Origin of the sequence: Roseicyclus sediminis, from assembly GCF_025515305.1 — a bacterium.
GTDB lineage: Bacteria > Pseudomonadota > Alphaproteobacteria > Rhodobacterales > Rhodobacteraceae > Roseibacterium > Roseibacterium sediminis.
In genome coordinates, this window is the sequence record NZ_JAOPHT010000021.1 from 1 (window position 1) to 25,387 (window position 25,387).

Consider the following 25,387-nt stretch of genomic DNA (forward strand, 5'->3'; position numbering starts at 1 on the left):
GCCCGTGTGCCCGGTCACGCACCGGTGGAAAACCAGCGGGGAACAACCCCGCGGACGGCAGGTCCGACGGTATGGCGCAGACCCATGCCCGAGCAGGACCCTTCCCCTGGCCGGGCGGGGCGCAAGCCTCGCCCGGCACTTACCGGGGACGCTCCCATGCTGAAGCACAAGGGTTTTCCCGGGCGCATGCCGGGAACGGATTTCCAGTTCACCATCCGTCGCGCCAACAAGGACGGTGCCACCCGACTTGTGGCCCGCGAGCGTTTCGCCGACCGCAGGCCCGCCGACCGCCGCGCCGACGCGGCCTTCGTCGAGGCGATCTGGCTGTGTTTCGGGACCGAGCCCTTCGAGCGCGGCAACCTCGACGCCGGCCGTCTGTCCTGGGTTTTCGGCCGCGAGGTCGTGCCGGCCGAGGACCCTTTCGATCCCTCAAGCTACGAGGCGCTGCTGCAGCTCGACGAGGCGCGCGCCCGGGCATCCTTCCCCGAGGCGTTCGACGGCTCGGGCGTCTGGGAGGATCGATCGGCATGATCTTGCCCGGCCTCCCCGTCCTTGCGCGATTTGATGCCCATGACACCGGCGCCGCCATGTCGAGGCTTCCCGGTGCATCCATCCGTGGCATGATTGCGGTGTCGGCCCCAGTCCCCAGCTGTTTTTGGGCCGACAACGACAAGACGTGTTACCCTTCCCCTTTGATGCGGCCGGACGGTTCACCGTTCCGGCCGCTTTTTTTCAGGTCATCGGCGGGAATGGATACCGCTGGACGCCGGGCCACTAGGCGGGGGAATCGTTTCGGTGTAGAACGAACTCCACGAGGCACACCGACAGGAGACTTGTCCCCATGCGCGCACGCATTTTCCTTCCCGCGACCCTTCTCGCAGCCACCCTTGCCGTGGCGGGCTGCACAACCGCCGATCTTGAACGCGCCGGTGCCGGCGCCCTCATCGGTGGCGGTGTCGCGGCCGTCACCGGCGGCAACGTCGCGACCGGCGCCGCCGCAGGTGCCGCTGCAGGCGCGCTCTGCGACGACGCGGGTATCTGCCGCTAAGAGACTGGCCCGGGCCCCGCGACGCGCGGACCGGCCCGACAGCACCATGATCCGGGACCACCGGGGCGACACCGCCCCGGTGGTCCCTTTCGTTTCAAGACCTGCCGACGACGCCGAACGGCGCGCGGCCAAGAGGAAGGGACACCCGTGATGTTCAAGAAGCTCCTGATCGCCAACCGGGGCGAGATCGCCTGCCGCGTGATCAAGACCGCGCGCAAGATGGGCATCGCCACGGTCGCGGTCTATTCTGACGCCGACCGAAACGCGCTCCATGTCAGGATGGCGGACGAGGCGGTGCATATCGGCCCTCCGCCCGCCTCCGAAAGCTATATCGTGATCGACCGGATCATGGACGCGATCCGTGCGACCGGCGCCGAGGCGGTGCACCCGGGATACGGGTTTCTTTCCGAGAACATGAAGTTCGCCGAGGCGCTGGAGAAGGAAGGCGTGGCCTTCGTCGGCCCGCCCGCGACCGCAATCGAGGCGATGGGCGACAAGATCACGTCCAAGAAGATCGCCGCCGAGGCGGGCGTTTCGACCGTGCCGGGCTTCATGGGGCTTATCGCGGATGCCGACGAGGCGGTGAAGATCTCGAACCAGGTCGGCTACCCGGTCATGATCAAGGCCAGCGCTGGCGGCGGCGGCAAGGGCATGCGCATCGCCTGGAACGACACCGAAACGCGCGAGGGCTTCCAGGCTTCGAAGAACGAGGCGAAGTCCTCCTTTGGCGATGACCGCATCTTCATCGAGAAGTTCGTCACGCAACCGCGCCACATCGAGATCCAGGTGCTCGCCGACAAGCATGGCAACTGCGTCTATCTCGGCGAGCGGGAATGCTCGATCCAGCGCCGCAACCAGAAGGTCATCGAGGAGGCGCCCTCGCCCTTCCTCGACGAGGCGACGCGCAAGGCCATGGGGGAGCAGGCCGTCGCGCTGGCGCAGGCCGTGGGCTACACCAGCGCCGGGACAGTGGAATTCATCGTCGACGGGCAGAAGAACTTCTACTTCCTCGAAATGAACACCCGGCTCCAGGTGGAGCACCCGGTGACCGAGCTCATCACCGGCGTCGATCTCGTGGAACAGATGATCCGCGTCGCCGGCGGCGAGCCCCTGTCCTTCGCCCAGAGCGACATCAAGCTGAAGGGATGGGCCCTCGAAAGCCGCCTCTACGCCGAAGATCCCTACCGCAACTTCCTGCCCTCGATCGGCCGTCTCACGCGCTATCGCCCCCCGCAGGAAGTGCAGGCGGGTCCGCTGAACGACACCGGCAAGTGGCAGGGCGAGGCCCCTCACGGGGACACCGCCGTGCGCAACGATACCGGCGTCTACGAGGGCGGCGAGATTTCGATGTATTACGATCCGATGATCGCAAAGCTCTGCACCTGGGGCGCGGACCGGGCCGAGGCGCTAGAGGCGATGCGCGTCGCGCTCGACAGTTTCGAGGTGGAGGGGATCGGCCACAACCTGCCGTTCCTCAGCGCCGTGATGGACCATCCCCGCTTCGTTTCGGGCGAGATCACGACCGCGTTCATCGCCGAGGAATACCCCGATGGCTTCGACGGCGTGCGCCTCGGCGATGCCGAGTTGCGCCGCGTCGCTGCCGCCGCGGCCGCGATGCACCGCGTGGCCGAGATCCGGCGCACCCGCGTCTCGGGGAGGATGGACAACCACGAGCGACGCGTGGGCTCGGACTGGGTGGTAAGCCTGCAGGGCGCCCATTTCCCGGTGACCGTCGCGGCGGATCACGAGGGGTCCACCGTGACCTTCGAGGACGGGCACGCGATGCGGGTCAGCTCGGACTGGACGCCGGGCGACAGTCTCGCGCGGCTTTCCGTCGATGGGGCGGCACTGGTCCTGAAGGTCGGCAAGATCCCCGGAGGCTTCCGCCTCCGCACCCGCGGCGCGGAGTTGAAGGTCCATGTGCGCAGCCCGCGCCAGGCCGAGCTTGCCGCGCTGATGCCCGAAAAGCAGCCGCCCGATACGTCGAAGATGCTGCTCTGCCCGATGCCCGGCCTGATCGTGAAGATCGACGTGGCCGTCGGCGACGAGGTTCAGGAGGGCCAGGCGCTCTGCACGGTCGAGGCGATGAAGATGGAAAACATCCTGCGCGCCGAGCGGAAGGGCATCGTGACGAAGATCAACGCTGGCCCCGGCGACAGCCTCGCCGTGGACGAAGTCATCATGGAGTTCGAATAGGGCCGTGAGACGCGGCGTGGACCATGGACCGGGCGACGGGGCGGGCTATTGCCCGCCAGACCGCAACTCCTCCTGCCGGAAGGAGAAGTTGTCGATGCCCCGGATGATCTCGCGCACATCGCGGGGCGAGGGGCGGCGAAAGCCCACGTTCCCGTCCTTCTGCATCACGACGAGCGCGAAGCCCCGCGGGCGCAGCGCGGTGCGGATGGGCGAACGCGCGGAGGGATCGGTGTCGACGATGATGACCACATCGCGTTCCATGAGTGGCTCGGGCCGATCGGCCAGGAGGAGCATCTGTTCCTGGAAGCGGGGATCGGCGGGCGTGTCGGCGAAGACGATGATGGGCCGGGCGACCCACATGAACTCCTCAAGCGTCAGCTCGCCCGCCTCGCGCGGCTCCATCGGATCGACGGCCTCCGTGGCGGCATCCGTGGCGGCATCGGCGGCGGCGGTCTGCGCCATGGCGATATCGCCCGAACCGCTATCCTGTGCGGACAGGGCGGCAGGAACGAGCACCAGCGCGGCAAGGGCAGAAATCAGGGTTGGTCGCATTCTATCTCCGTTCCCGGAAGATATAGGCAGGCCACCACGGAAAGCGAAGGGCTTCCCGACCCCTGATCGCGGTATCGCGATGCGGGACGGGAGGCGAGGACGGCGCGAGGCTTCGGGCCCGGGCCGCGGCGGCACCAACAAGAGGACGACCCGATGACGGAAACCAGAGACACCTTCGATGCCTGGCGCGCGCGTGCCGCCAAGGAACTGAAGGGCCGCGATCCCGAGAGCCTTGCGTGGGACACGCTCGAGGGAATCCGCGTCAAGCCGCTCTATACTGCCGACGATACCGCGGGTCTGCCCCACATGGGCGGCTTTCCGGGCTTCGAGCCCTTCACCCGCGGTGTGAAGGCCACGATGTATGCCGGCCGGCCCTGGACGATCCGGCAATACGCGGGTTTCTCCACCGCCGAGGAGAGCAACGCCTTCTACCGCAAGGCGCTGGCCGCCGGGCAGCAGGGCGTATCGGTCGCCTTCGATCTCGCCACGCACCGCGGTTACGACAGCGATCATCCCCGCGTCGTGGGTGATGTCGGCAAGGCGGGCGTCGCCATCGACAGCGTCGAGGACATGAAGATCCTCTTCGACGGCATTCCTCTCGACCAGGTGTCGGTGTCGATGACGATGAACGGCGCGGTGATCCCCGTGCTCGCCAACTTCATCGTCGCGGGGGAAGAGCAGGGGCACGACAAATCGGTGCTGTCGGGGACCATCCAGAACGACATCCTCAAGGAGTTCATGGTCCGCAACACCTACATCTATCCGCCGGAACCCTCGATGCGGATCATCTCGGACATCATCGGCTATACCTCCGAGAACATGCCGAAATTCAACTCGATCTCGATCTCCGGCTACCACATGCAGGAGGCGGGCGCGAACCTCGTGCAGGAACTGGCCTACACGATCGCGGACGGGCGGGAATACGTGCGCGCGGCCATCGACGCGGGAATGGATGTGGATAAGTTTGCCGGGCGGCTAAGTTTCTTCTTCGCCATCGGCATGAACTTCTTCATGGAGATCGCCAAGCTGCGGGCCGCCCGCACGCTCTGGCATCGGATCATGACGGAATTCGGCGCGAAGTCGGAACGCTCCAAGATGCTGCGCACCCATTGCCAGACCTCGGGCGTCTCGTTGCAGGAGCAGGACCCCTACAACAACGTCGTGCGCACCGCCTTCGAGGCGATGAGCGCGGTCCTCGGCGGCACGCAGTCCCTGCATACCAACAGCTTCGACGAGGCGATCGCACTTCCGACCGAATTCTCGGCGCGCATCGCGCGGAACACGCAGCTGATCTTGCAGGAAGAGACGGGGGTGACGAAGGTCGTCGATCCGCTGGCGGGCTCCTACTACGTCGAAAGCCTGACGAACGAGCTGATCGAGAAGGCCTGGGCCCTGATCGAGGAGGTCGAGGAGATGGGCGGCATGACAAAGGCCGTCGCCTCGGGCCTGCCCAAGCTCCGGATCGAGGAGTCTGCCGCGCGGCGGCAGGCGATGATCGACAAGGGCGACGAGGTGATCGTCGGGGTCAACAAGTACCGCAAGGACCGCGAGGATCCGATCGACATTCTCGACATCGACAACAACGCGGTGCGCGAGGCGCAGGTGGCGCGGCTGGAGCGGATCAAGGCCACGCGCGACGAGGCCGCCTGCACAGCGGCGCTCGATGAACTGGAACGGCGGGCCCGCGAGGGCGGCAACCTGCTCGACGCGGCGGTCGAGGCCGCACGGGCGCGGGCGAGCGTGGGAGAAATCAGCATGGCGATGGAAAAGGTGTTCGGACGTCACCGCGCCGAGGTGAAGACCCTCGCGGGCGTCTACGGCTCGGCCTACGAGGGCGACGAGGGTTTCGCGGCGATCCAGAAGGACGTGGAGGCCTTCGCCGAGGAGGAGGGCCGCCGCCCGCGCATGCTCGTCGTCAAGATGGGACAGGACGGACACGACCGGGGCGCGAAAGTGATCGCCACGGCCTTCGCCGATATCGGCTTCGACGTCGATGTGGGCCCCCTGTTCCAGACCCCCGAGGAGGCGGCGCAGGACGCCATCGACAACGACGTGCACGTCGTCGGCATCTCGTCCCAGGCGGCGGGCCACAAGACGCTGGCGCCGAAGCTCATCGAGGCGCTCAAGGCGGAGGGCGCGGGAGACATCATCGTGATCTGCGGAGGGGTCATTCCGCACCAGGATTACGAGTTCCTGAAAGAGGCAGGCGTGAAGGCCATCTTCGGGCCCGGCACGCATATCCCCTCGGCCGCCCGGGATATCCTGTCGCTGATCCGGGCCGCCCGCGGCTGAGGACGGCGGGCGGTTCGCGCCCGGATTGCGGCGCGTCGCCGGCGCCTGGCGGGCGCCTCCGGGCTTTGCCCTTGCCCTGAGGCACCCCCTGTCGCATCTATCGGTGCAAAGGAGACGCCATGGCCCTGCCGGTCCGCCAGCAACTCACCTATTGGGGTATCGCCAGCGCTGCCCTCATCGTGGTGCTGTGGTTCCTCGGCCAGGTGATCCTGCCCTTCATCGTCGGCGGCGCCATTGCCTATTTCCTCGATCCGGTGGCCGACCGGCTGGAAAAGTTGGGCCTGTCGAGGATCCTGTCCACGGTCGTGATCTTCGTTTTCGGCACCCTGATCGTGGTGCTGGCGGGCCTCGTGGTGGTCCCGCTTCTGATCCAGCAGGCGACCGATCTGATCGGCGCTGCGCCCACCCTGTTCGAGCAGCTTCGAACCTGGCTGACCGAGCGCTTCCCCCAGGTCATGGACGAGACCTCGCCCCTGCGCAGTTCGCTGGCCTCGATCGGCCAGACGATCGAGGCGCGCGGCGGTGAACTCCTGCAGCGGGTGCTGTCGTCGGCGGCGGGCGTCGTCAACGTGCTCGTTTTCCTCGTAGTCGTGCCCGTGGTGGCCTTCTACCTGCTCATGGACTGGGATCGCATGATCGCCCGCATCGACGAGCTTCTGCCACGCGACCATGCGCCCGTCGTCCGGCGGCTCGCGGGCGAGATCGACCGGACGCTGGCGAGTTTCGTGCGCGGGCAAGGGACGGTCTGCCTGATCCTCGGCACCTTCTACGCGGTCGCGCTGATGATCGTGGGCCTTCAGTTCGGCCTCGTGGTGGGCCTGCTGGCGGGCCTTCTGACCTTCATTCCCTATGTCGGCGCATTGGTCGGCGGCCTCTTGTCGGTGGGCCTCGCGCTGTTCCAGTTCTGGGGTGACTGGTGGCTGATCGTGGCTGTCGCCGCGATCTTCCAGGTGGGGCAGATGGTCGAAGGGAACATCCTGACGCCCAAGCTCGTGGGATCCTCCGTCGGGCTGCATCCTGTCTGGCTTATCTTCGCGCTCTCGGCCTTCGGGACGCTCTTCGGTTTCGTCGGCATGCTGGTCGCCGTGCCGGTGGCAGCGGCCATCGGCGTCCTCGTCCGCTTCGCCATCGAGCAGTACAAGGAAGGCCGTCTGTACCGCGGCCTCGAAGCTGCCCCGCACATCGACGCCGACCCGGACAGCTGATGGCCGAGCAACTCGTCTTCGACCTGCCCGTCCGCCCCGCGATGGGCCGCGGCGATTTCTTCGTCTCTGGCAGCAACGCCGTCGCGCTGGCACAGGTCGAGGGCTGGCGCGACTGGCCCCATGGCAAGCTGGTGCTGACCGGACCCTCGGGGGCGGGCAAGACCCATCTCGCCCATGTCTGGGCCACGCAGACCGGCGCACGCATCATCGCCGCATCCGATATCACCGAGCGCGACGTCGAGCCGCTTGGCCAGTCGGAGGCGCTCGCCATCGAGGATATGGAGGCCGTCGCCGGGGATCGTGCCGCCGAGACGCGGCTTTTTCACATCCACAACGCGCTGACAAACCGCGGCGCGCCGATGCTCTTCACCGCGGGCGCGCCGCCGGCCCGGTGGGGCCTGTGCCTGCCCGACCTCGACAGCCGCATGGGGCAGGCCGGCCTCGCGGCGCTCGATCCGCCCGACGATGCGTTGCTCGCCGCGCTGATCCTCAAGCTCGCCCATGACCGCGCGCTGCCGCTTACGCCGGCGATCCTGTCCCATGTCGCGCCGCGCATCGAGCGCGCCTTCGCCGCCGCGCAGGCCTTTGTCGAGCGACTCGACGCACGCGCGTTGTCGCGTCAGCGACCGCCGCGGCTGATCGACGCCAAGGCTGTCCTTGCCGAGCTGGAGGCTGGCGTGTCACGGTCTCGTCACGACACCTGACTAGGCCATTTTCCCATGAGCTTCGCCGACTTCCTTTCCGCGCCCCTCCCCGAGCCCGTCGACCTGCCCGAGGCGCAGACACGCGGCCCGCGACGCTTCTTCAATCGCGAGATCAGCTGGCTTGCGTTCAACTGGCGCGTGCTGGAGGAGGCGGGCAATCCGCGCGTGCCGCTGCTCGAACGGGTCCGGTTCGTGTCGATTAGCGCGGGCAACCTCGACGAGTTCTACACCGTGCGCGTCGCCGGCCTGCGGGAGCTGGCGCAGGAGGGCAACGCGGTGCCGTCGGACGACGGTCGCACGCCGGTCGAACAGCTCAAGCTCATCAACGCCGATGCCCGCCGCCTGATGCAGCACCAGCAGGCCGCCTGGGTTGCCCTGAAGAAGGAACTGGAGACCGAGGGCATCCACGTCGTCGCGAGAACCGGGCTGAAGGCCGCCGACAGGAAATTCCTCGACGAGGTCTTTCTCGCCCGCGTTTTCCCGGTTCTCTCGCCGCTGGCCATCGATCCGGCTCACCCCTTTCCGTTCATCCCCAACGAGGGCATCGCGCTCGCTCTGCAGATGCGGCGGGAACGTGACGGGCGGGAACTTCAGGCGCTCTTGCCGATCCCGAGCCAGATCGACCGGTTCGTACGCCTTCCCGCTCCCGAGGGGCAGGCGCGGTTCCTTCCGCTCGAGGAGCTTCTGCTGCTGAACGTCGGGGCGCTCTTTCCGGGCTATGCCCTCAGCGGCTCCTGTGCGTTCCGGATCCTGCGCGACAGCGACCTCGAGGTCGAGGAGGAGGCAGAGGATCTCGTGCGCGAGTTCGAGACCGCGCTCAAGCGGCGCCGCCGGGGCGAAGTCGTCCGCCTACAGGTGAGCGCCGGCGCGCCCCAGGACCTGAAGGCCGAGATCGTCGAGCAGCTGCACGTCGCCGAGGACGAGGTCGTGGACGTCAAGGGCATGATCGGCCTCGTCAGCCTCAAGGAACTGGTGATCGACGAACGGCCCGACCTGTTGTGGCGGTCCTTCACGCCACGGGTTCCCGAACGGGTGCAGGACCATGACGGCGACATGTTCGCCGCGATCCGGCAGAAGGACATGCTGCTCCATCACCCCTACGAAACCTTCGACATGGTGATCCGGTTCCTCGCGCAGGCGGCCCGCGACCCCAATGTCGTGGCGATCAAGCAGACGCTCTACCGAACGTCGAACGAAAGCCCGATCGTCGAGGCGCTGTGCGAGGCAGCGGAGAACGGCAAGTCCGTGACAGCGCTGGTGGAGCTCAAGGCCCGCTTCGACGAGGCCGCGAACATCCGCCAGTCGCGCAAGCTGGAACGCGCCGGCGCGCATGTGATCTACGGCTTCATCACCTACAAGACACACGCCAAGATCTCGATCGTGGTCCGCCGTGAGGGCGACCGGCTGGTGACCTATACCCACTTCGGGACGGGCAACTACCATCCGATCACGGCGCGCATCTACACCGATCTCAGCCTCTTCACCTGCGACGACGCGCTGGGGCGGGATGCCACGAAGGTCTTCAACTACGTGGGCGGCTATGCCGAGCCCGAGGGGCTTCAGAACCTCCGCATCTCGCCGCTGAACCTGAAATCGACGATCATCGAGAACCTCGCGGCCGAGGCCGAACATGCCCGCGCCGGTCGACCCGCCATGGTCTGGGCCAAGATGAACAGCCTGATCGAACCCGACGTGATCGACGCGCTCTACGAAGCCAGCCGGGCCGGTGTGCGCATCGACTTGGTGATCCGGGGCATCTGCGGTCTGAGGCCCGGCATCCGGGGGCTTTCCGAGAACATCCGCGTGAAATCTATCGTCGGCCGGTTCCTCGAACATTCCCGCATCGTCTGTTTCGGCAACGGCCACGGACTGCCGCACAAGAAGGCGCGGGTCTACATCAGCTCGGCCGACTGGATGGGCCGCAACCTCAACCGGCGTGTCGAGACCCTCGTCGAATGCACGAATCCCACCGTGAAGGCGCAGATCGTGAGCCAGATCATGGCCGCGAACCTCGCCGACGTCGCGCAGAGCTGGGTGTTGCAGCCCGACGGCTCGTTCCGGCGGGCGGAACTCGGCGGCATCGACAATCCGTTCTCCTGCCACCGCTTCTTCATGGAAAACCCCTCTCTGTCGGGGCGGGGCTCGGCCGGGGCCAAGGATGTGCCGGAACTGACCCACGGGCAGGACTGATCGGGACCAGATGAGGAATTGACGGAACCGAAAACCCCGTGCCATCACTTTGGCGATGACGCGGCAGGCCTTGGCTGAGATCGGACCCGAGATGGACGACCTGCATCCCGAATGGGGCCCTTTCGGCGTTCCGCTCTTCGATGCGCCCGAGGCGCAGGCCCTCAGCCGTGTGGGCGTGATCGATATCGGATCGAACTCCGTGCGGATGGTCGTGTTCGACGGCGCGGCGCGCAGCCCGGCCTACTACTTCAACGAGAAGATCCTCTGCGGCCTCGGCGCCGGTTTTTCCGAGACGGGGCGCCTGAACCCCGAGGGCCGGGTGCGCGCGCTCAAGGCGCTGCGGCGCTTCGCGGTGCTGGCCGTCGGCATGGGGGTGTCGCCGCTTCTGACCGTGGCCACGGCGGCGGTGCGTGATGCCGAGGACGGTGCCGCCTTCCGAGACGAGGTGAGGACGAAGACCGGCCTCGACATCCAGATCGTCGATGGCGACGAGGAGGCGCGTCTCTCGGCGCAGGGCGTGCTGCTGGGCTGGCCGGGGGCGGAGGGGCTTGTCTGCGACATCGGCGGCTCCTCGATGGAACTGGCCGAACTGCGCGGCGGCGGCCGCGTCGGGCTGCGCCAAACCTCCGACCTCGGGCCGCTGAAGCTCATGGGGATCGAGGGCGGCAAGAAGGCGGTGCGCGCGCATATCAAGGCGCGCGTGGCCGACCTGGCCGATGCGTTCCCGGACCGACCCGAGCGGCTGTTCCTCGTCGGCGGATCGTGGCGTGCGATCGCCCGAATCGACATGGAGCGGCGCGGATATCCGCTGAAGGTGCTGCACGAATACAGGATGACGCCGAAGGCGATCCTGGAAACGATCAAGCTGATCGAGAAGAGCGAAATCAACGAGTTGCGTGCCAGCACCGGCACCAGCGCCGAGCGAATGCGCCTTGTGCCGCTTGCTGCCGAGGTGCTGAAGGTCCTCGTGCGCAAGCTGCATCCCAAGGAGGTCGCCGTGTCCTCCTACGGCATCCGCGAGGGGCTGCTCTACGAACAGATGTCGGAGGCGCTGCGGCACCGCGACCCGCTGATCGAGGCCGCCCGCCATGCCGAGGCCTCTTCCGCCCGCATGCCCGGCTTCGGCCGCGCGCTCTATCGTTTCGTCGAGCCGCTCTTTCCGCGTGCGAAGCTGGACAAGAAGCGGCTGATCCGCGCGGCGTGCCTGCTTCACGACGTGAGTTGGCGGGCGCATCCCGACTACCGCGCCGAGGTCTGTTTCGACAACGCGACGCGCGCGAACCTCGGCGGTCTGACCCACGCCGAGCGTGTCTATCTCGGCCTGGCGCTGCTGCACCGCTACAAGTCGAACCGCGCAGGGACGAATTTCGATACCGACCTGCTGCAACTTCTGCCCGAGGCCCAGGTGGCCGAGGCCGAGATCCTCGGTCGCGCGATGCGCTTCGGCGCGATGTTCACCGTCGAGAAGCCGACCGACCATGGCGCGCTCACCTGGCGGTCGAAGCGCAAGGAACTGTTGCTGACGCTCAAGACCGACGAAGGCCGCGCGCTGTTCGGCGAGGTGACGGAGGCGCGGTTCAACGCGCTGGCCGCGGCCATGAAGGCGACGCCGATCGTCGTTGGCGGACCGCAGGCCAAGTAGGGAAACCCCGACCCGTCCGCCAGCCGGGAATCGGGTTAGATGAGACGATCATTAACGAGGGTGGCGAAATGTCTTCGCGCGATAAGATGTCCATAGTGGCGATCCTGCTGAGCATGGCGGTGGCGGTCCTGGTCGGCTTTTCCTCCGCGGCCTCTTCGGGTGTGTTCCAGACACCGGCCGGCGGCTGGGGCGTGGACCGGCCCGCGCCGTCACCGGCTCCGGGGCCGGGCCCGCGCGGCGGGCTGTCCGGCCCCGCGTCGGGCGGCTGACGCGGCATTTCAGGCGCCGCCTTGTGAGGCGATATCCTTTGGCGTATGCGTCCCGGAACGTGATTTGCCAGAGGGAACACGCCCCATGCGCCTCAGCCGCTATTTCCTGCCGGTTCTCAAGGAGACCCCCGCCGAGGCGCAGATCGTCAGCCATCGCCTGATGCTGCGCGCCGGCATGATCAAGCAGGCGTCGGCGGGCATCTACTCGTGGCTGCCGCTGGGCTTCAAGGTCCTGCGCCGTGTCGAGCAGATCGTCCACGAAGAGCAGATCCGCGCGGGCCACCTGCCGATGCTGATGCCCACGATCCAGTCGGCCGACCTGTGGCGCGAGAGCGGGCGCTACGATGCCTATGGCGCCGAGATGCTGCGGATCACCGACCGCCACGAGCGCGACATGCTGTTCACGCCCACGGCGGAAGAACTGATCACCGACATCTTCCGCGCCCATGTCACGAGCTACCGCGACCTGCCACTGACGATGTACCAGATCCAGTGGAAGTTCCGCGACGAGATCCGCCCAAGGTTTGGCGTCATGCGTGGCCGCGAGTTCCTGATGAAGGACGGCTACAACTTCGACCTGACGAAAGAGGACGCGCTCCACGCCTACAACCGGCACCTCGTGAGCTATCTTCGCACGTATGAGCGCATGGGCCTTCAGGCGATCCCGATGCGCGCGGATTCGGGCCCGATCGGCGGCGACGACACGCACGAATTCCTCGTCCTCGCCGAGACGGGCGAGTCGGAGGTCTTCTACGACAGCGAGATCACCGACCTGCGCTTTGGTGACCGCGAGATCGATTACGACGATCACGCGCAGTGCCGTGCGGTTCTGGACGAATTCACGTCGCGCTATGCCCGCACCGACGAAACCCACGACCCCGCGATCTTCGAGCAGATCCCGGAGGAGCGTCGCCGCGTCGCGCGCGGCATCGAGGTGGGGCAGATCTTCTACTTCGGCACCAAGTATTCCGAGCCGATGGGCGCGGTCGTCACCGATGGCGAGGGCAACCGGGTTCCGGTCCACATGGGGTCGCACGGGATCGGCGTCTCGCGCCTGGTCGGTGCGATCATCGAGGCCTGCCACGACGAGAACGGGATCGTCTGGCCGGAAGGTGTCACGCCCTTCCACGCCGGCATCGTGAACCTCAAGCAGGGCGATGTCTCGTGCGACGCGGCCTGCGAAGGGCTCTACAAGGCGCTGACGGCTGCGGGGCTGGAGCCTCTTTACGACGACCGCGAAGAACGCGCCGGTGCCAAGTTCGCCACGATGGACCTGATCGGTCTGCCCTGGCGGATCACTGTCGGGCCGCGCGGCCTCGGCAACGGGGTCGTCGAGCTCACGTCGCGCAAGACCGGCGAGAGCGAGGAGATGAGCCCCGAGGCCGCCGTCGACAGGATCGTCGCGATCTACTCCGGGGCCGCCTGAGCGGCGCCTACTTCGCCACCTGCGGCGGTGCCGTGGGCGGCACGCCCGTCTGCCCGGAGGCCAGCGCCCGCATCTCCGCCATGATGTAGTCGGCATACATCGCCACGTTCTGGTCGTACTGCTCCCGCGGCTGGGAGTTCGTGTGGCTTTCGATGCCGATGATCCGGTAGCGGCCCTCCCCCTCGATGAAGAGCGGAGAGCCGCTGTCCCCTTGCAGCGTGTCGCACTGGTGAACGAGCGTGCTGTCCGGGCCGATCTCCACGAAGGGGCAGCCGATGTGACCGGTCATCACCCCCTGCTGGTCATAGCTGTAGCCCGCCTGCAGGATCTCGGGGCCGTTACCAGAACGGTAGGCGGCGATCTCCTCCGGGCTGAGGCCGGTGACGTCCATCCAACCCACCCGTTCTCCGATCGGGTCGGCGAGGTAGACGAAGGCGAAATCCATGCCCTCCTGCTCCCCGGCGAGCCAGCCGCCGGGCACGTGGTAGCCGATGGTCGCCGACCGCGCGACGGACTCGCCGCGGTTGTAGCCCGCGAGGAATTCGACCGGCGGGCTTTCGATCACCCCCTCGTTGGCGATGCAATGGGCGGCGGTCAGCACGGTCGCGGGCCCGATGAGGACCCCGGTGCAGTTCGTGTCGGAGAGATCGAGAAAGCCGATCATGGTCCAGGGCGCCTGCGTCGTATCGACCACGATCCGGTCATCCTCGCCGAAGAAGGCGCGCGCGAAAGTGCCCGCGAAGGGCGCGATCTCGGTCACGGCCAGCATGGCGGGCGGGTATTCGCCCTGCGTCGACGAGTAGGTCCCGACCCAAATGTCGTACTGGCCTTCCATCGCGTCGTCGAAGGTGAGCGCGGGGTTCAGCCCTGAGGTGTCGTCGTTGCAGTGCCATTCCCCGTCGGGTGTGTTCACCAGAAGCACGGTGTCGGCCCGCGCCTCGACATAAAACGACAGCGGTGCCTCGGAGCCCGCCTGGTAGAATATCCGGAAATCGGGCGCGTCGGCGAAGTAGCCCGAACAACGGTTGCCGGTGGCCTGGTCGGTGTACTCGCCCCTGATGTTCCCGCCCGCAAGCAGGCTCACCCAGTTGGGATCGGGCAGGAAGCCCGAGGCGACCGTGAAGACGCCGAAGGTGGGCGGCAGGGTGTAGTCCTGCGCCTGGGTCGTGGCGGGAAGAGCGAGGCTCAGCGCGAGCGCTGTGGCGAGGGGGCGGAACATGGGCGCACGGATCCTTGGTCGGGGCACGGATGGACCAAGGTTAGGCGATGGCAGGGCCCTGCGAAAAGGGGGATAAACCTCCGCTTCTCCCCGGTAGGTCGTCAGCGCCTGCAGTGCCGTGCGGGAAAACCCGGCCGCGTGGCGCGGCCAGCCGCCGGCCCGCTAGACCTGCAGCGACCGCACCCCCAGTTCGCCTTCCCGCGCGGCGCGCATCGCCTGGGCGGCCGCGTGGCTGGCGGCGAGCGTCGTGAAATAGGGGATCTTGTCGGCCAGCGTCACCGCGCGCATGGAACGGGAATCCTCCACCGCCTGCGCGCCTTCGGTCGTGTTCAGCACCAGTTGCACGCCGCCATCCTTTATGATGTCGACCACGGTCCGGCCGCCCTCGTAGGCCTTGTTCACGACGTCGGACGCGATGCCGTGCTCGGCGAGGTAGGAAGCCGTGCCCCGCGTCGCCAGAAGCGTCAGGCCGAGGTCGGTCAGCATGCGCGCCGTCTCCAGCAGGATCGGTCCCTTGTCGGCATCCTTGATCGAGATGAAGACGGTGCCCGCGTCGGGCAAAACCGTCCCTGCGCCGAGCTGTGCCTTGAGGAAGGCGCGCGGGAAGGTCCGGTCCCAGCCCATGACCTCGCCGGTCGAGCGCATCTCGGGACCGAGAAGCGTATCCACGCCGGGGAAACGGGCGAAGGGCATCACCGCCTCCTTCACCGAGAACCATGGCGTGCGGAAATCCGCAAGGCTCATCGGGTCGCCGGGCACGATGGGGGTGTCGTCGTCGACCGGCACATGCGGCTCGGCCAGCGGGAAATCGGCGAGCTTCTCGCCCGCCATCAGCCTGGCGGCGATCGAGGCGATGGCGCTGTCCGTCGCCTTGGCGACGAACGGCACGGTGCGCGAGGCGCGGGGGTTCACCTCGATGAGGTAGATATCCTCGCCCTTCACGGCGAACTGCACGTTCATCAGCCCCACCACATGGAGCGCGCGGGCGAGTGCCTCGGTCTGGGCGATGATCTGGTCCTGCACCTCCTTGGACAGGGTGTGCGGCGGCAGGGAGCAAGCGCTGTCGCCGGAGTGCACGCCGGCTTCCTCGATATGCTGCATGATTCCAGCCACATGCACGGCCACGCCATCGCAGAGCGCGTCGACGTCGACCTCGGTCGCGCCGTCGAGATAGCTGTCGAGAAGCACGGGGCTGTCGCCCGACACCACCACCGCGTCACGGATGTAGCGGTCGAGATGAGCCGTGTCGCGCACGATCTCCATGGCCCGGCCGCCAAGCACGTAGGACGGACGGATCACCAGCGGATAACCGAGTTTCTCGGCGGCGGCCTTGGCCTGCGCGTCGGTCGTCGCGATGGCGTTCTCCGGCTGTTTCAGGCCCAGCCGGTGGACCAGCTGCTGGAACCGCTCCCGGTCCTCGGCGAGGTCGATGGCGTCGGGCGTCGTGCCGAGAATGGGGATGCCGGCGTCATGCAGCGCGTTGGCGAGCTTGAGCGGCGTCTGCCCGCCGAACTGCACGATGACGCCGTGAAGCGTGCCCTTGTCCTGCTCGACGCGCAGGATTTCCATGACATGTTCGAAGGTCAGCGGCTCGAAATAGAGGCGGTCGGAGGTGTCGTAGTCGGTCGAGACGGTCTCGGGGTTGCAGTTGACCATGATGGTCTCATAGCCCGCATCGCTCAGCGCGAAGCAGGCGTGGCAGCAGCAGTAGTCGAACTCGATCCCCTGGCCGATCCGGTTCGGGCCGCCGCCGAGGATGACCACCTTCTTCGCCGCGCTGGGCCGCGCCTCGCATTCGGGCTCGCCCATCGTGGGGTGTTCGTAGGTCGAATACATGTAGGGCGTCTGCGCCTCGAACTCGGCGGCGCAGGTGTCGATCCGCTTGAACTGCGCCGTCACGCCGAGGTTCAGGCGGGCGCGGCGGATGTTGCTTTCCTCCCGCCCGGTGAGGGTGGCAAGGCGCGCGTCGGTGAAGCCCATCATCTTCAGCCGCCGCAGACCCTCTTCCGTCATCGGCAGGCCGTCGCGGCGGACCTGCGCCTCTGTCTCGACGATTTCGCGGATGCGGGCGATGAACCAGGGGTCGAACTTCGTCGCCGCGCCGATCTCGTCGTCCGACAGCCCGTGGCGCATCGCCTGCGCCACGATCCGCAACCGGTCGGGCGTCTGCCGGCTCAGGGCCTTCACGACCGCGGCCTTGTCCGGCGCGCCGGGGATCTCGATCTCGTCGAAACCGCTCAGACCGGTCTCGAGAGAGGCCAGCGCCTTCTGCACGCTCTCGTGGAAGCTGCGGCCGATGGCCATGGCCTCGCCCACCGACTTCATGGCCGTCGTGAGGGTCGGTTCCGCGCCCGGGAACTTTTCAAAAGCGAACCTCGGGATCTTCGTGACCACGTAATCGATGGTGGGTTCGAAGGATGCGGGTGTCACTTTCGTGATATCGTTATCCAATTCATCCAGAGTGTAACCCACAGCCAGCTTGGCCGCGATCTTGGCGATCGGAAAGCCGGTGGCCTTGGACGCCAGCGCCGAGGAGCGGCTGACGCGGGGGTTCATCTCGATGACCACCATACGCCCGTCCGCCGGGTTCACCGCCCACTGGACGTTGGAGCCGCCGGTCTCCACGCCGATCTCGCGCAGGACGGCGATGCTGCCGTTGCGCATGATCTGGTATTCCTTGTCGGTCAGCGTCAGCGCGGGCGCGACCGTGATCGAGTCGCCCGTGTGCACGCCCATCGGGTCCACGTTCTCGATCGAGCAGACGATGATGGCGTTGTCGGCGCGGTCGCGCACGACTTCCATCTCGTATTCCTTCCAGCCCAGCAGGCTCTCGTCGACGAGGATCTGTGCGACGGGTGAGGCCTCCATGCCGGTGCGGCAGTAGTGCTCGTATTCCTCGCGGTTGTAGGCCACGCCACCGCCGGTGCCGCCGAGCGTGAAGGCGGGGCGGATGATGGCGGGAAGGCCGACATATTCGATTGCGTCGATGGCGGTCTGCAGGCCTGCCTTGATGTCGTACTTGCCGTCCGGCTTCTTCGGCGCGCTGACGATGGTGGCGCGCGGGTTCTCCAGCCCGATCCGGTCCATCGCCTCGCGGAACAGCTTGCGATCCTCGGCCATTTCGATGGCTTCGCGCTTGGCGCCGATCATCTCGACGCCGAACTTGGCCAGAACGCCCATCTCCTCGAGCGCGAGCGACGTGTTCAGGCCGGTCTGCCCGCCCATCGTCGGCAAGAGCGCGTCGGGACGCTCCTTCTCGATGATCTTGGCGACGACCTCGGGCGTGATCGGCTCGATATAGGTCGCGTCGGCGAGGCCCGGGTCCGTCATGATCGTGGCGGGGTTCGAGTTGACGAGGATGACGCGGTAGCCTTCCTCGCGCAGCGCCTTGCAGGCCTGGGCGCCGGAATAGTCGAACTCGCAGGCCTGGCCGATGACGATAGGCCCCGCTCCGATGATCATGATCGAGCGGATGTCGGTTCTTTTCGGCATCGGTTCCCCCGGGGCTTTCGGCGCGTGCGTTTCGCGCGCCACGGGCGCGCAAATTGGCGGTGTTATAGACAGGCGGCACCGGGGCGCAAGGGAGGAACGCCGCCGCGACACTGCATGGCTTGCCAGCGTGGGCGGCCACGCCTACGCGTTGGACTGCAGATTGGCATCATCCGGAGGGCGCGCCATGCACTGGCTGCTTCTGATCCTCGCCATCGTGGCCGAGGTGATCGGCACGACGGCCCTCAAGGCCTCGGCGGGGTTCACCCGCCCCGGCGCGGTCGTCGTCGTGGTTTTCGCCTATGGCACCGCCTTCTACCTCCTGGCGCGGGTGCTGCTTGTCCTCCCCCTCGGCGTGACCTACGCGATCTGGTCCGGCCTCGGCGTGGCTGCCGTCACCGTCATCGGCCTCGTGGTCTACGGCCAGAAGCTCGATACCGCCGCCTGGGTCGGCATCGGCCTGATCGTGGCCGGGGTCATGGTGCTGAACCTCCTGTCGGACACGACCGCCGCCTGAGGCACCGACCTTCCTGCGAAGGTCCGTGCCCGAGGCGTCGGGTGGATCACTCCGCCGCCGAAAGCCGCGCCGCGTCGTGACGCGGATAAAGGTAGTCGCGCGTCAGCGGAACCGCCTCCTGCGCCCGGGCAAGCTGCACCTGGAAGACGCACTGGCGGTTGTGGCGGAAGGTCATCTCGCTGGCCTTCAGATAATAGCGCCACATGCGGCAGAACCGCTCGTCATAGAGCGCGCGCGCCTTGTCCTCGTTCGCCACGAAGCGGTCGTGCCAGTGCTTCAGCGTCTCGGCATAGTGAAGCCGCCAGACCTCAAGGTCCGTGGGATAGAGACCTGCGGCCTCGACCGCCGTCGCCATTTCCGACAGCGCGGGCACGTAGCCCCCGGGGAAGATGTACTTCGTGATCCAGGGGCTCGTGGCGCCCGGTGGCGCGGCCCGCCCGATCGTGTGGATCAACGCGACGCCGCCCTCGTTCAGACGCTCCCGAACGGTGTCGAAGTATTCCCGGTAATGCGGCACGCCCACGTGCTCGAACATGCCGATCGACACGATCCGGTCGAAGGTGCCCTTGACCGCGCGGTAGTCCTTCAGCTCGAAGCGGACGCGGTCCGACAGGCCAGCCGCCTCGGCGCGCGCGGTGGCGACCTTGTGCTGCTCCTCGCTCAGCGTGACGCCCAGGACCTTCACGCCGTAGTCGCGCGCCAGCGTCAGGGCCATGCCGCCCCAGCCGCAGCCGATCTCGAACACCTCCATCCCCGGCTCCAGCAGGAGCTTGGCGGCGATGTGATGCTTCTTGGCCGCCTGTGCCTCTTCCAATGTCATCGACGGATTGGCGAAATAGGCGCAGGAATACTGCCGGTCGGCGTCGAGGAAGAGATCGTAGAGCGCGCCGGACAGGTCGTAGTGATGCGCCACGTTCTGCCGCGCGCGGAAGGCGGGATTGTTCTGGTCGATCTTGCGGCGGGCATAGCGGAGCGTCTGCGTGAGGCGCCGCCACCAGACCCCGCCATTGGCCGCCGCGTTTCGCGTGGCAAGCGCCAGCAGCCCGCCGAGGTCGTCGCCATCGATGGCCAGGCCGCCGTCCATGTAGCCTTCACCAAGCGCCATCTCGGTGTTGAGGACCAGTCGCCGCGGAAGCCCGGGATCGCCGATCCTCAGCGTCACGGGCTCGGCTTCCGCCTCGCCATAGCGCAGTACCTCGCCGTTGGGGAATTGGACCTGCAGCGCGCCGACAGCGATGAAATCGCGCAGCATTCGGTCAAGCATCCGGTCCCACATCGCGCACACCCCCGCGTTATCGGTCCATCTTTGACTGCGACAATTTTGCGCGAATTCGTGGGGGTTTTTCAAGGGTCGCGTTGGCGTTCTTTGACATGTGTCAATTCAGGTTTACACAAACTGTGATCCGCTGAGTTGACAAAACTCAGGGAGTCGGGCCATGCGCATCTGTCTTATTCACCCCAATTACCACTCCGGGGGCGCCGAGATCGCAGGGAACTGGCCGCCTGCCTGGGTGGCCTATCTCGCGGGTTCGCTGAAGGCGGCGGGCTTCGACGACATCCACTTCATCGACGCGATGACCCATGACCTGACGCCCGGCCAGCTTCGCGTGAAACTGGCCGAGTTGCAGCCCGATGTTGTGGGAACGACCGCCATCACCCCCTCCATCTATGTAGCCGAAGAAACGCTCGCGCTCGCCAAGGAGGTGCTTCCCGACGCCGTCACGATCCTCGGCGGGATCCACGCCACCTTCATGTACCGGCAGGTCCTGTCCGAGGCGAAGGACATCGACGTCATCGTCCGGGGCGAGGGCGAGGAGATCATCGTCGAGCTGATGCGCGCCATCGCGGACGGCGCGTTGGCGGAACGCCGCCGAGAGATCAAGGGCCTCGCCTTCATGGACGGCGATGAGATCGTGGCGACGCCCGCCGCGGCCACCGTGAAGGACATCGATGGAATCACCCCCGACTGGTCGCTGCTCGAATGGTCGAAATACATCTACGTGCCGCTCGGCGTGCGCGTGGCGATCCCGAACATGGCGCGCGGCTGTCCCTTCACCTGCTCCTTCTGCTCGCAGTGGAAGTTCTGGCGCGACTACCGCGTGCGTGACCCGATCAAGGTCGTCGACGAGATCGAGAACCTCGTGAACGAGCATGACGTCGGCTTCTTCATCCTCGCCGACGAGGAACCCACCATCAACCGCCGCAAGTTCATCCAGTTCTGCGAGGAGCTGATCGCCCGCGACCTGCCTCGCCGCGTCCAATGGGGCATCAACACCCGCGTCACCGACATCATGCGCGACAAGGAGCTTCTGCCGCTCTACCGCCGCGCCGGCCTCGTCCACGTCTCGCTGGGCACGGAGGCCGCGGCGCAGATGAAGCTCGACCAGTTCAACAAGGAAACCAAGGTCGCCGACAACAAGGAGGCGATCCGCCTCCTGCGCGAGGCCGACATCTTCGTGGAGGCGCAGTTCATCGTGGGTCTCGACAACGAGACGCCCGAGACGCTGGAGGAAACCTTCCAGATGGCCTGGGACTGGCAGCCCGACCTCGCCAACTGGGCGATGTACACGCCCTGGCCCTTCACGCCGCTCTTCCAGGAGCTGAAGGACCAGGTCGAGATCTTCGACTTCTCGAAGTACAACTTCGTCACCCCGATCATGAAGCCCGCCGCGATGGACCGCGCGACGCTTCTGGACCGGGTGATGCACAACTACCGGCGGTTCTACTCGCGCAAGGCGCTGTTCTACTATCCGTGGCGCGGCACCGGCTACCGGCGGAAATACCTGCTCGGCTGTCTCAAGGCCTTCGCCAAGGCGGGCTTCCAGCGGTCCTTCTACGACCTCGGCAAGCACAACTACTGGGGCCCGCAGTCGAAGGACAAGGTCGTCTTCAACTTCGACCGGACCCGCACCATCGCCAAGGCCCAGATGGACGACTGGCAGTCCACCCAGGACCTCGCCGCGCAGAAACGCGCGCGCAAGGTCTCGCGGGACACGTCGTTCAAGATGCCCAACGGCGCTGCGGTCGGTCCGAGCGCAAGCAGCGAAGCGGCAGCGCAAGACGTGAAAGCCTGCGGCGGCGGCACCCAACAGATGGTGGAGCCCGCGGAGTAAGGCCCATGGCCGAGAGCACGGCCCGGATCGGCCCCAACGCGATCCTGCAACTCGTTCCGGTCCTGCGCGACGCCGCGGGACCGGACATGACCTCGCATCTCCTCGCCATGGCCGGCGTCTTCGAGCTGCCCGACCCGGCGGCCGGAATGATCGACGAGGCGCCCGCCGCCCGCCTTCACCAGGCCATGCGTGCGGAACTGCCCGACGTGGCGCCGATGCTTGCCCGCGAGGCGGGGTGGCGAACCGGCGACTACATCCTCGCCAACCGCATCCCGAGGAAGGCGCAAGCCCTTCTGCGCCTTATGCCGGCAAGGCTCTCCGCGCCGATCCTCGCGCGCGCCGTCGAAAAGCACGCCTGGACCTTCTGCGGCTCGGGCGCGTTTCGCCTCGCCTCGACCTGGCCCGTCGCTTTCGAGATCGCGGACAACCCGGTGGTCCGCGGCGAACACTCGGAAACCCCGCTCTGCCACTGGCACGCGGCCGTCTTCGAGCGGCTCTTCTCCGCGCTCTGCGGCCGGAACTGGCGTTGCCGGGAAACGCATTGCTGCGCCCAGGGCGCATACTCCTGCCGCTTCGAGATGTACCGCGACGCGGGCTGACGGCACGCCCGCCCGGGTGCCGCGAAGCCCTTTTCCCTTCATCCTGGAAGAAAAACTCCCGCCGGAGGCCCGTGGCGGACCGGGCTCGATGCCCGGTTCGCCGCGGTCTGGCGCGTCAGGGCAGGTAGCGGTCGGGGTCCACGGCCTCGAAACCGCGGCGCACCTCGAAATGCAGGAAGGACGGATCGCCGTCGCCGACCTCCGCCACTGTCTGTCCGCGGCTGACGCTCTCGCCGCGCTCCACGCGGATGTTGCGGATGTTGGCATAGACCGTCAGGAGGCCGTCCGAATGCCGGATCACCAGGATCGGCACGCGGTCGGTGTCCTGGGTGATCGCCGCCACCTCGCCGTCACCGGCCGCGCGCACCGCTGTCCCGGCGGCCGCCGAGATGTCGATCCCCTCGTTCGCCGAGGAATAGGCGCGCAGGATCGGCCCCTCCACCGGGCGGATGAAGCGGGCCGAGGTGTCGGGCGCCGGCGCGGCGGGGGCAGGTGCGGGGGCGGGCGTCGGTGCGGCCGGTCCCCCGCCGGTGGCCGGCGGAAGCGGCGCGGTCTCGATCGCATCGGGCAGGGGTTGCGCGGCCGAAGGCGGGGCGGGCGCGATCCCGGCGCCGGGCCGTGCCGCCACTTCCTGGCGCCCGTTCTCGTCGAGGACGATCGGGATCATCAGGTACTGGTTCTCGCGCACCGCGAGGTCGGGGCCGAGCCCGTTCCACTCGGCGAGCGAACGAACCGAGACCCCGTAGAGCCGTGCGATCGAATAGGCTGTCTCGCCGCGGCCGACACGGTGGCGCACCGGTTCGATGCCGGGCTGGACCTGCGGGCCGGTGGTCGGTGTCCCGGCCTCGGCCTCGTCGATCGCGCCGCGTGCGATGGAGGCGATGTCGGTGCCCGTGCCGCCGGCGGGGCTGACGCGGCGTGGCAGGGCGAGAACCTCGCCCTCACGAAGGAGATCGCCGGCACTCCGTCCATTGAAGCTCGCCAGTTCCTGGGGTGTCAGGCCGATCCGCCCCGCCACATCGGAAACCGTGTCGCCGCGCCGGGCGACCACCACCTGGTAGCTTTCGTAGCTGATCAGCCCGTTCGCGTCGGGTTCGGGCCGCGGCGCGGTTTCGGTGCGGGCCCCGGAAATCGAGTTGCCGCGGAAGTCGAGGTCCGGGAAGGTCCCGACGCACCCCGAAAGAAGGGCCACCGACAGGCCTATGACGGTCAGATGCAAGCGGCGGGGCATGGCGCGTGTCCTGTCTGGTCCGGTCCGTGGGTGATCCGGTCTTGTTGTTCTGCCCTCGGGGTGCCCGCCTGCGCCGCACCCGGCGCCGGGGCGGCCCCCAAGCCTCGTCTGTCCTGTTTATACCGCAGCGGCGCCGGCTTTCCAGCCCCGCAACCGGCTTCACTCCTCGGCCACGCCCTCGATGAGCGGTACGAAGCGCACCGGCAGGATCTCGTCGTAGTCGTAGCCGTCCTGCGTCCGGGTCACGCGGATGAGGCTCTGGACCGCGTCGGACTGGCCCACGGGCACGACCATGGTGCCGCCCACCTTGAGTTGCCGCAGCAGCGGCCCGGGCGGGTCCTCGGCCGCCGCCGTCACGAGGATGCGGTCGAACGGCCCCTGCTCGGGCAGGCCGAAGCTTCCGTCGCCCGTCAGGACCGTGATGTTCGACAGGCCCAGCCGCGTGAACAGGACCTCGGCCGCGCGCGTCAGGCCGCGGTGCCGGTCTATCGTGTAGACGCGCCGCGCCAGAAGACTGAGAACCGCCGCCTGGTAGCCCGAGCCGGTGCCGATCTCGAGCACGGTGTCGCGCGGCTGAACGTCGAGCGCCTGCGTCATCAGCCCGACCACGGAGGGCTGGCTGATCGTCTGCCCGCAGGATATCGGCAGCGGCATGTCCTCGTAGGCCCGGTCGGCGAAATGTCCGCGGACGAACGCGCCGCGGTCGATCCGTTCCATGGCCGAGAGCACGCGCGGATCCGTCACGCCCTTCTGGCGCAGGTGGAACAGGAACTGCATCTTGCGCGTCGCGTCGTCCATCATTCGATCGCGGCCCTCAAACCCTCGATCGCCTCGTGCGCGGTCAGGTCGGCGCGCAGGGGCGTCACCGAGATATAGCCGTCGAGATTGGCATGGGCATCCGTTCCGGGCTCGGTCGGGATGTTCTGCGGCCCGCCCTTGATCCAGAGGAAACGTCGCCCGTTGGGGGCGACATGCGGTTCCATCGAGAACCCGGTGCCGCGCCGGAAGCCTTGGGCGGTGGCGCGCGTGCCGCGCACCTGCTCGGCGGCGACGGGGGGGAAGTTCACGTTGTAGAAGACGCGGTAATCCGCGCGGTCCCATGTGCCCTGCTGCCAGAGCCGCTTGACCAGAGACGCGCCATGGACGGCGGCGGCGTCGAAGGCGTTTTCGAGATCGATGTTTCCGGGGCCGAAATACTGGCTGAGCGCGATGGCGGGCAGGCCGTTCAGCGCGGCCTCCATCGCACCGCCGATGGTCCCGGAATAGAGCACGTTCTCCGCGGCGTTGTTGCCCCGGTTCACGCCCGACAGGACAAGGTCGGGCGGATTGTCCGTCATCACGTCGAACAGCGCGGCCATCACGCAATCCGCGGGACTGCCTTCGGCGGCGAAGCGCCGGGGCCCGAGTTCGGCGATCATCGTGGGGTGGACGTAGGAGATGCAGTGCCCGACGCCCGACTGCTCGAAGGCGGGCGCCACGGTCCAGACCTCGCCCCCGGGGCCGGCGACCTCCTCGGCGATGGCCCGGAGGATTTCGAGCCCCGGCGCGTTGATCCCGTCGTCATTGGTGATGAGAATCCGCATCGATCGCCCCCGTCGCCCCGGCCGCCTGACCCGGCCGCCTGTCCTTGTTCCGCGTGTAGCTTCTGCTCCCTTCGGCGGCAAGGCGGGCGGGTGGCTTCGGTGCCGGTGCGTT

Annotated in this window: 20 protein-coding genes; 13 read left to right on the forward strand and 7 right to left on the reverse strand. The window is 67.4% G+C overall.

The annotated features are described in order from the left end of the window. Positions 1-156: 156 nt before the first annotated feature. The 3 genes from N8I71_RS18560 (at position 157) to N8I71_RS18570 (ending at position 3,244) form a co-directional block, all read left to right on the forward strand. The gene (locus N8I71_RS18560; protein WP_262879522.1) at positions 157-531 is read left to right on the forward strand and encodes a hypothetical protein; all 375 of its coding nucleotides are present in this window, start codon (positions 157-159) and stop codon (positions 529-531) included. A gap of 310 nt (positions 532-841) precedes the next feature. Then, entirely contained in the window at positions 842-1,048 is a 207-nt protein-coding gene (locus tag N8I71_RS18565) for a hypothetical protein (protein WP_262879523.1), read from the forward strand. A gap of 150 nt (positions 1,049-1,198) precedes the next feature. After that, complete coding sequence (locus tag N8I71_RS18570) at positions 1,199-3,244, forward strand: acetyl-CoA carboxylase biotin carboxylase subunit (protein ID WP_262879524.1); 2,046 nt, start codon at positions 1,199-1,201, stop codon at positions 3,242-3,244. A gap of 45 nt (positions 3,245-3,289) precedes the next feature. Here the strand turns inward: N8I71_RS18570 and N8I71_RS18575 are convergent, their stop codons facing one another. Then, complete coding sequence (locus tag N8I71_RS18575) at positions 3,290-3,796, reverse strand: DUF4174 domain-containing protein (protein WP_262879525.1); 507 nt, start codon at positions 3,794-3,796, stop codon at positions 3,290-3,292. Between the two features lie 153 nt (positions 3,797-3,949). Between N8I71_RS18575 and scpA the strand changes: the two genes are divergently transcribed. The 7 genes from scpA (at position 3,950) to proS (ending at position 13,524) form a co-directional block, all read left to right on the forward strand. Then, positions 3,950-6,088 (forward strand): methylmalonyl-CoA mutase, encoded by a 2,139-nt coding sequence (gene scpA, locus N8I71_RS18580; protein WP_262879526.1) that lies wholly within the window; start codon positions 3,950-3,952, stop codon positions 6,086-6,088. Positions 6,089-6,207: 119 nt separating this feature from the next. Continuing rightward, the gene (locus tag N8I71_RS18585) at positions 6,208-7,293 is read left to right on the forward strand and encodes an AI-2E family transporter (RefSeq protein WP_262879527.1); all 1,086 of its coding nucleotides are present in this window, start codon (positions 6,208-6,210) and stop codon (positions 7,291-7,293) included. Continuing rightward, complete coding sequence (locus tag N8I71_RS18590) at positions 7,293-7,997, forward strand: P-loop NTPase family protein (protein ID WP_262879528.1); 705 nt, start codon at positions 7,293-7,295, stop codon at positions 7,995-7,997. The genes N8I71_RS18585 and N8I71_RS18590 overlap by 1 nt, the downstream gene beginning before the upstream one ends. A gap of 15 nt (positions 7,998-8,012) precedes the next feature. Beyond that, a complete protein-coding gene (locus N8I71_RS18595; RefSeq protein ID WP_262879529.1) occupies positions 8,013-10,187 on the forward strand; it encodes an RNA degradosome polyphosphate kinase in 2,175 nt (724 codons plus the stop codon). Between the two features lie 55 nt (positions 10,188-10,242). Then, on the forward strand, positions 10,243-11,829 hold the full coding sequence (locus N8I71_RS18600) for a Ppx/GppA family phosphatase (protein ID WP_406676294.1): 1,587 nt from the start codon (positions 10,243-10,245) through the stop codon (positions 11,827-11,829). A gap of 86 nt (positions 11,830-11,915) precedes the next feature. Next, on the forward strand, positions 11,916-12,098 hold the full coding sequence (locus N8I71_RS18605; protein WP_262879530.1) for a hypothetical protein: 183 nt from the start codon (positions 11,916-11,918) through the stop codon (positions 12,096-12,098). Between the two features lie 85 nt (positions 12,099-12,183). After that, positions 12,184-13,524: a proline--tRNA ligase gene (gene proS / locus N8I71_RS18610; RefSeq protein WP_262879531.1), complete on the forward strand. Its 1,341-nt coding sequence runs from the start codon at positions 12,184-12,186 to the stop codon at positions 13,522-13,524. A gap of 7 nt (positions 13,525-13,531) precedes the next feature. Here the strand turns inward: proS and N8I71_RS18615 are convergent, their stop codons facing one another. Beyond that, on the reverse strand, positions 13,532-14,743 hold the full coding sequence (locus N8I71_RS18615) for a trypsin-like serine peptidase (protein ID WP_262879532.1): 1,212 nt from the start codon (positions 14,741-14,743) through the stop codon (positions 13,532-13,534). Positions 14,744-14,905: 162 nt separating this feature from the next. Beyond that, positions 14,906-18,235: a carbamoyl-phosphate synthase large subunit gene (gene carB, locus N8I71_RS18620; protein ID WP_262879533.1), complete on the reverse strand. Its 3,330-nt coding sequence runs from the start codon at positions 18,233-18,235 to the stop codon at positions 14,906-14,908. A gap of 184 nt (positions 18,236-18,419) precedes the next feature. On the opposite strand from carB, the gene N8I71_RS18625 reads away from it, so the two are divergent. Next, entirely contained in the window at positions 18,420-18,749 is a 330-nt protein-coding gene (locus N8I71_RS18625) for a DMT family transporter (RefSeq protein ID WP_262879534.1), read from the forward strand. A gap of 46 nt (positions 18,750-18,795) precedes the next feature. On the opposite strand, the gene N8I71_RS18630 is transcribed toward N8I71_RS18625, so the two are convergent. Further along, positions 18,796-20,025, reverse strand: coding sequence for a cyclopropane-fatty-acyl-phospholipid synthase family protein (locus N8I71_RS18630; protein WP_316249267.1), 1,230 nt, complete (start codon positions 20,023-20,025; stop codon positions 18,796-18,798). Positions 20,026-20,185: 160 nt separating this feature from the next. Between N8I71_RS18630 and bchE the strand changes: the two genes are divergently transcribed. Both bchE and bchJ read left to right on the forward strand, forming a co-directional pair. Further along, positions 20,186-21,862, forward strand: a complete 1,677-nt coding sequence (gene bchE, locus N8I71_RS18635) for a magnesium-protoporphyrin IX monomethyl ester anaerobic oxidative cyclase (protein ID WP_262879536.1) — start codon at positions 20,186-20,188, stop codon at positions 21,860-21,862. 5 nt (positions 21,863-21,867) lie between these two features. Further along, positions 21,868-22,461: a bacteriochlorophyll 4-vinyl reductase gene (gene bchJ / locus N8I71_RS18640; protein WP_262879537.1), complete on the forward strand. Its 594-nt coding sequence runs from the start codon at positions 21,868-21,870 to the stop codon at positions 22,459-22,461. A gap of 115 nt (positions 22,462-22,576) precedes the next feature. Here bchJ and N8I71_RS18645 read toward each other — a convergent pair whose 3' ends face one another. The 3 genes from N8I71_RS18645 to surE form a co-directional block, all read right to left on the reverse strand. After that, positions 22,577-23,692, reverse strand: a complete 1,116-nt coding sequence (locus tag N8I71_RS18645) for a peptidoglycan DD-metalloendopeptidase family protein (RefSeq protein WP_262879538.1) — start codon at positions 23,690-23,692, stop codon at positions 22,577-22,579. A gap of 159 nt (positions 23,693-23,851) precedes the next feature. Then, positions 23,852-24,493 carry a protein-L-isoaspartate(D-aspartate) O-methyltransferase gene (locus N8I71_RS18650; protein ID WP_262879539.1) on the reverse strand — a complete coding sequence of 214 codons (642 nt, stop codon included), beginning with the start codon at positions 24,491-24,493 and terminating at the stop codon, positions 23,852-23,854. Then, positions 24,490-25,275, reverse strand: coding sequence for a 5'/3'-nucleotidase SurE (gene surE, locus N8I71_RS18655; protein ID WP_262879540.1), 786 nt, complete (start codon positions 25,273-25,275; stop codon positions 24,490-24,492). The genes N8I71_RS18650 and surE overlap by 4 nt, the downstream gene beginning before the upstream one ends. Between the last annotated feature and the right edge of the window lie 112 nt (positions 25,276-25,387).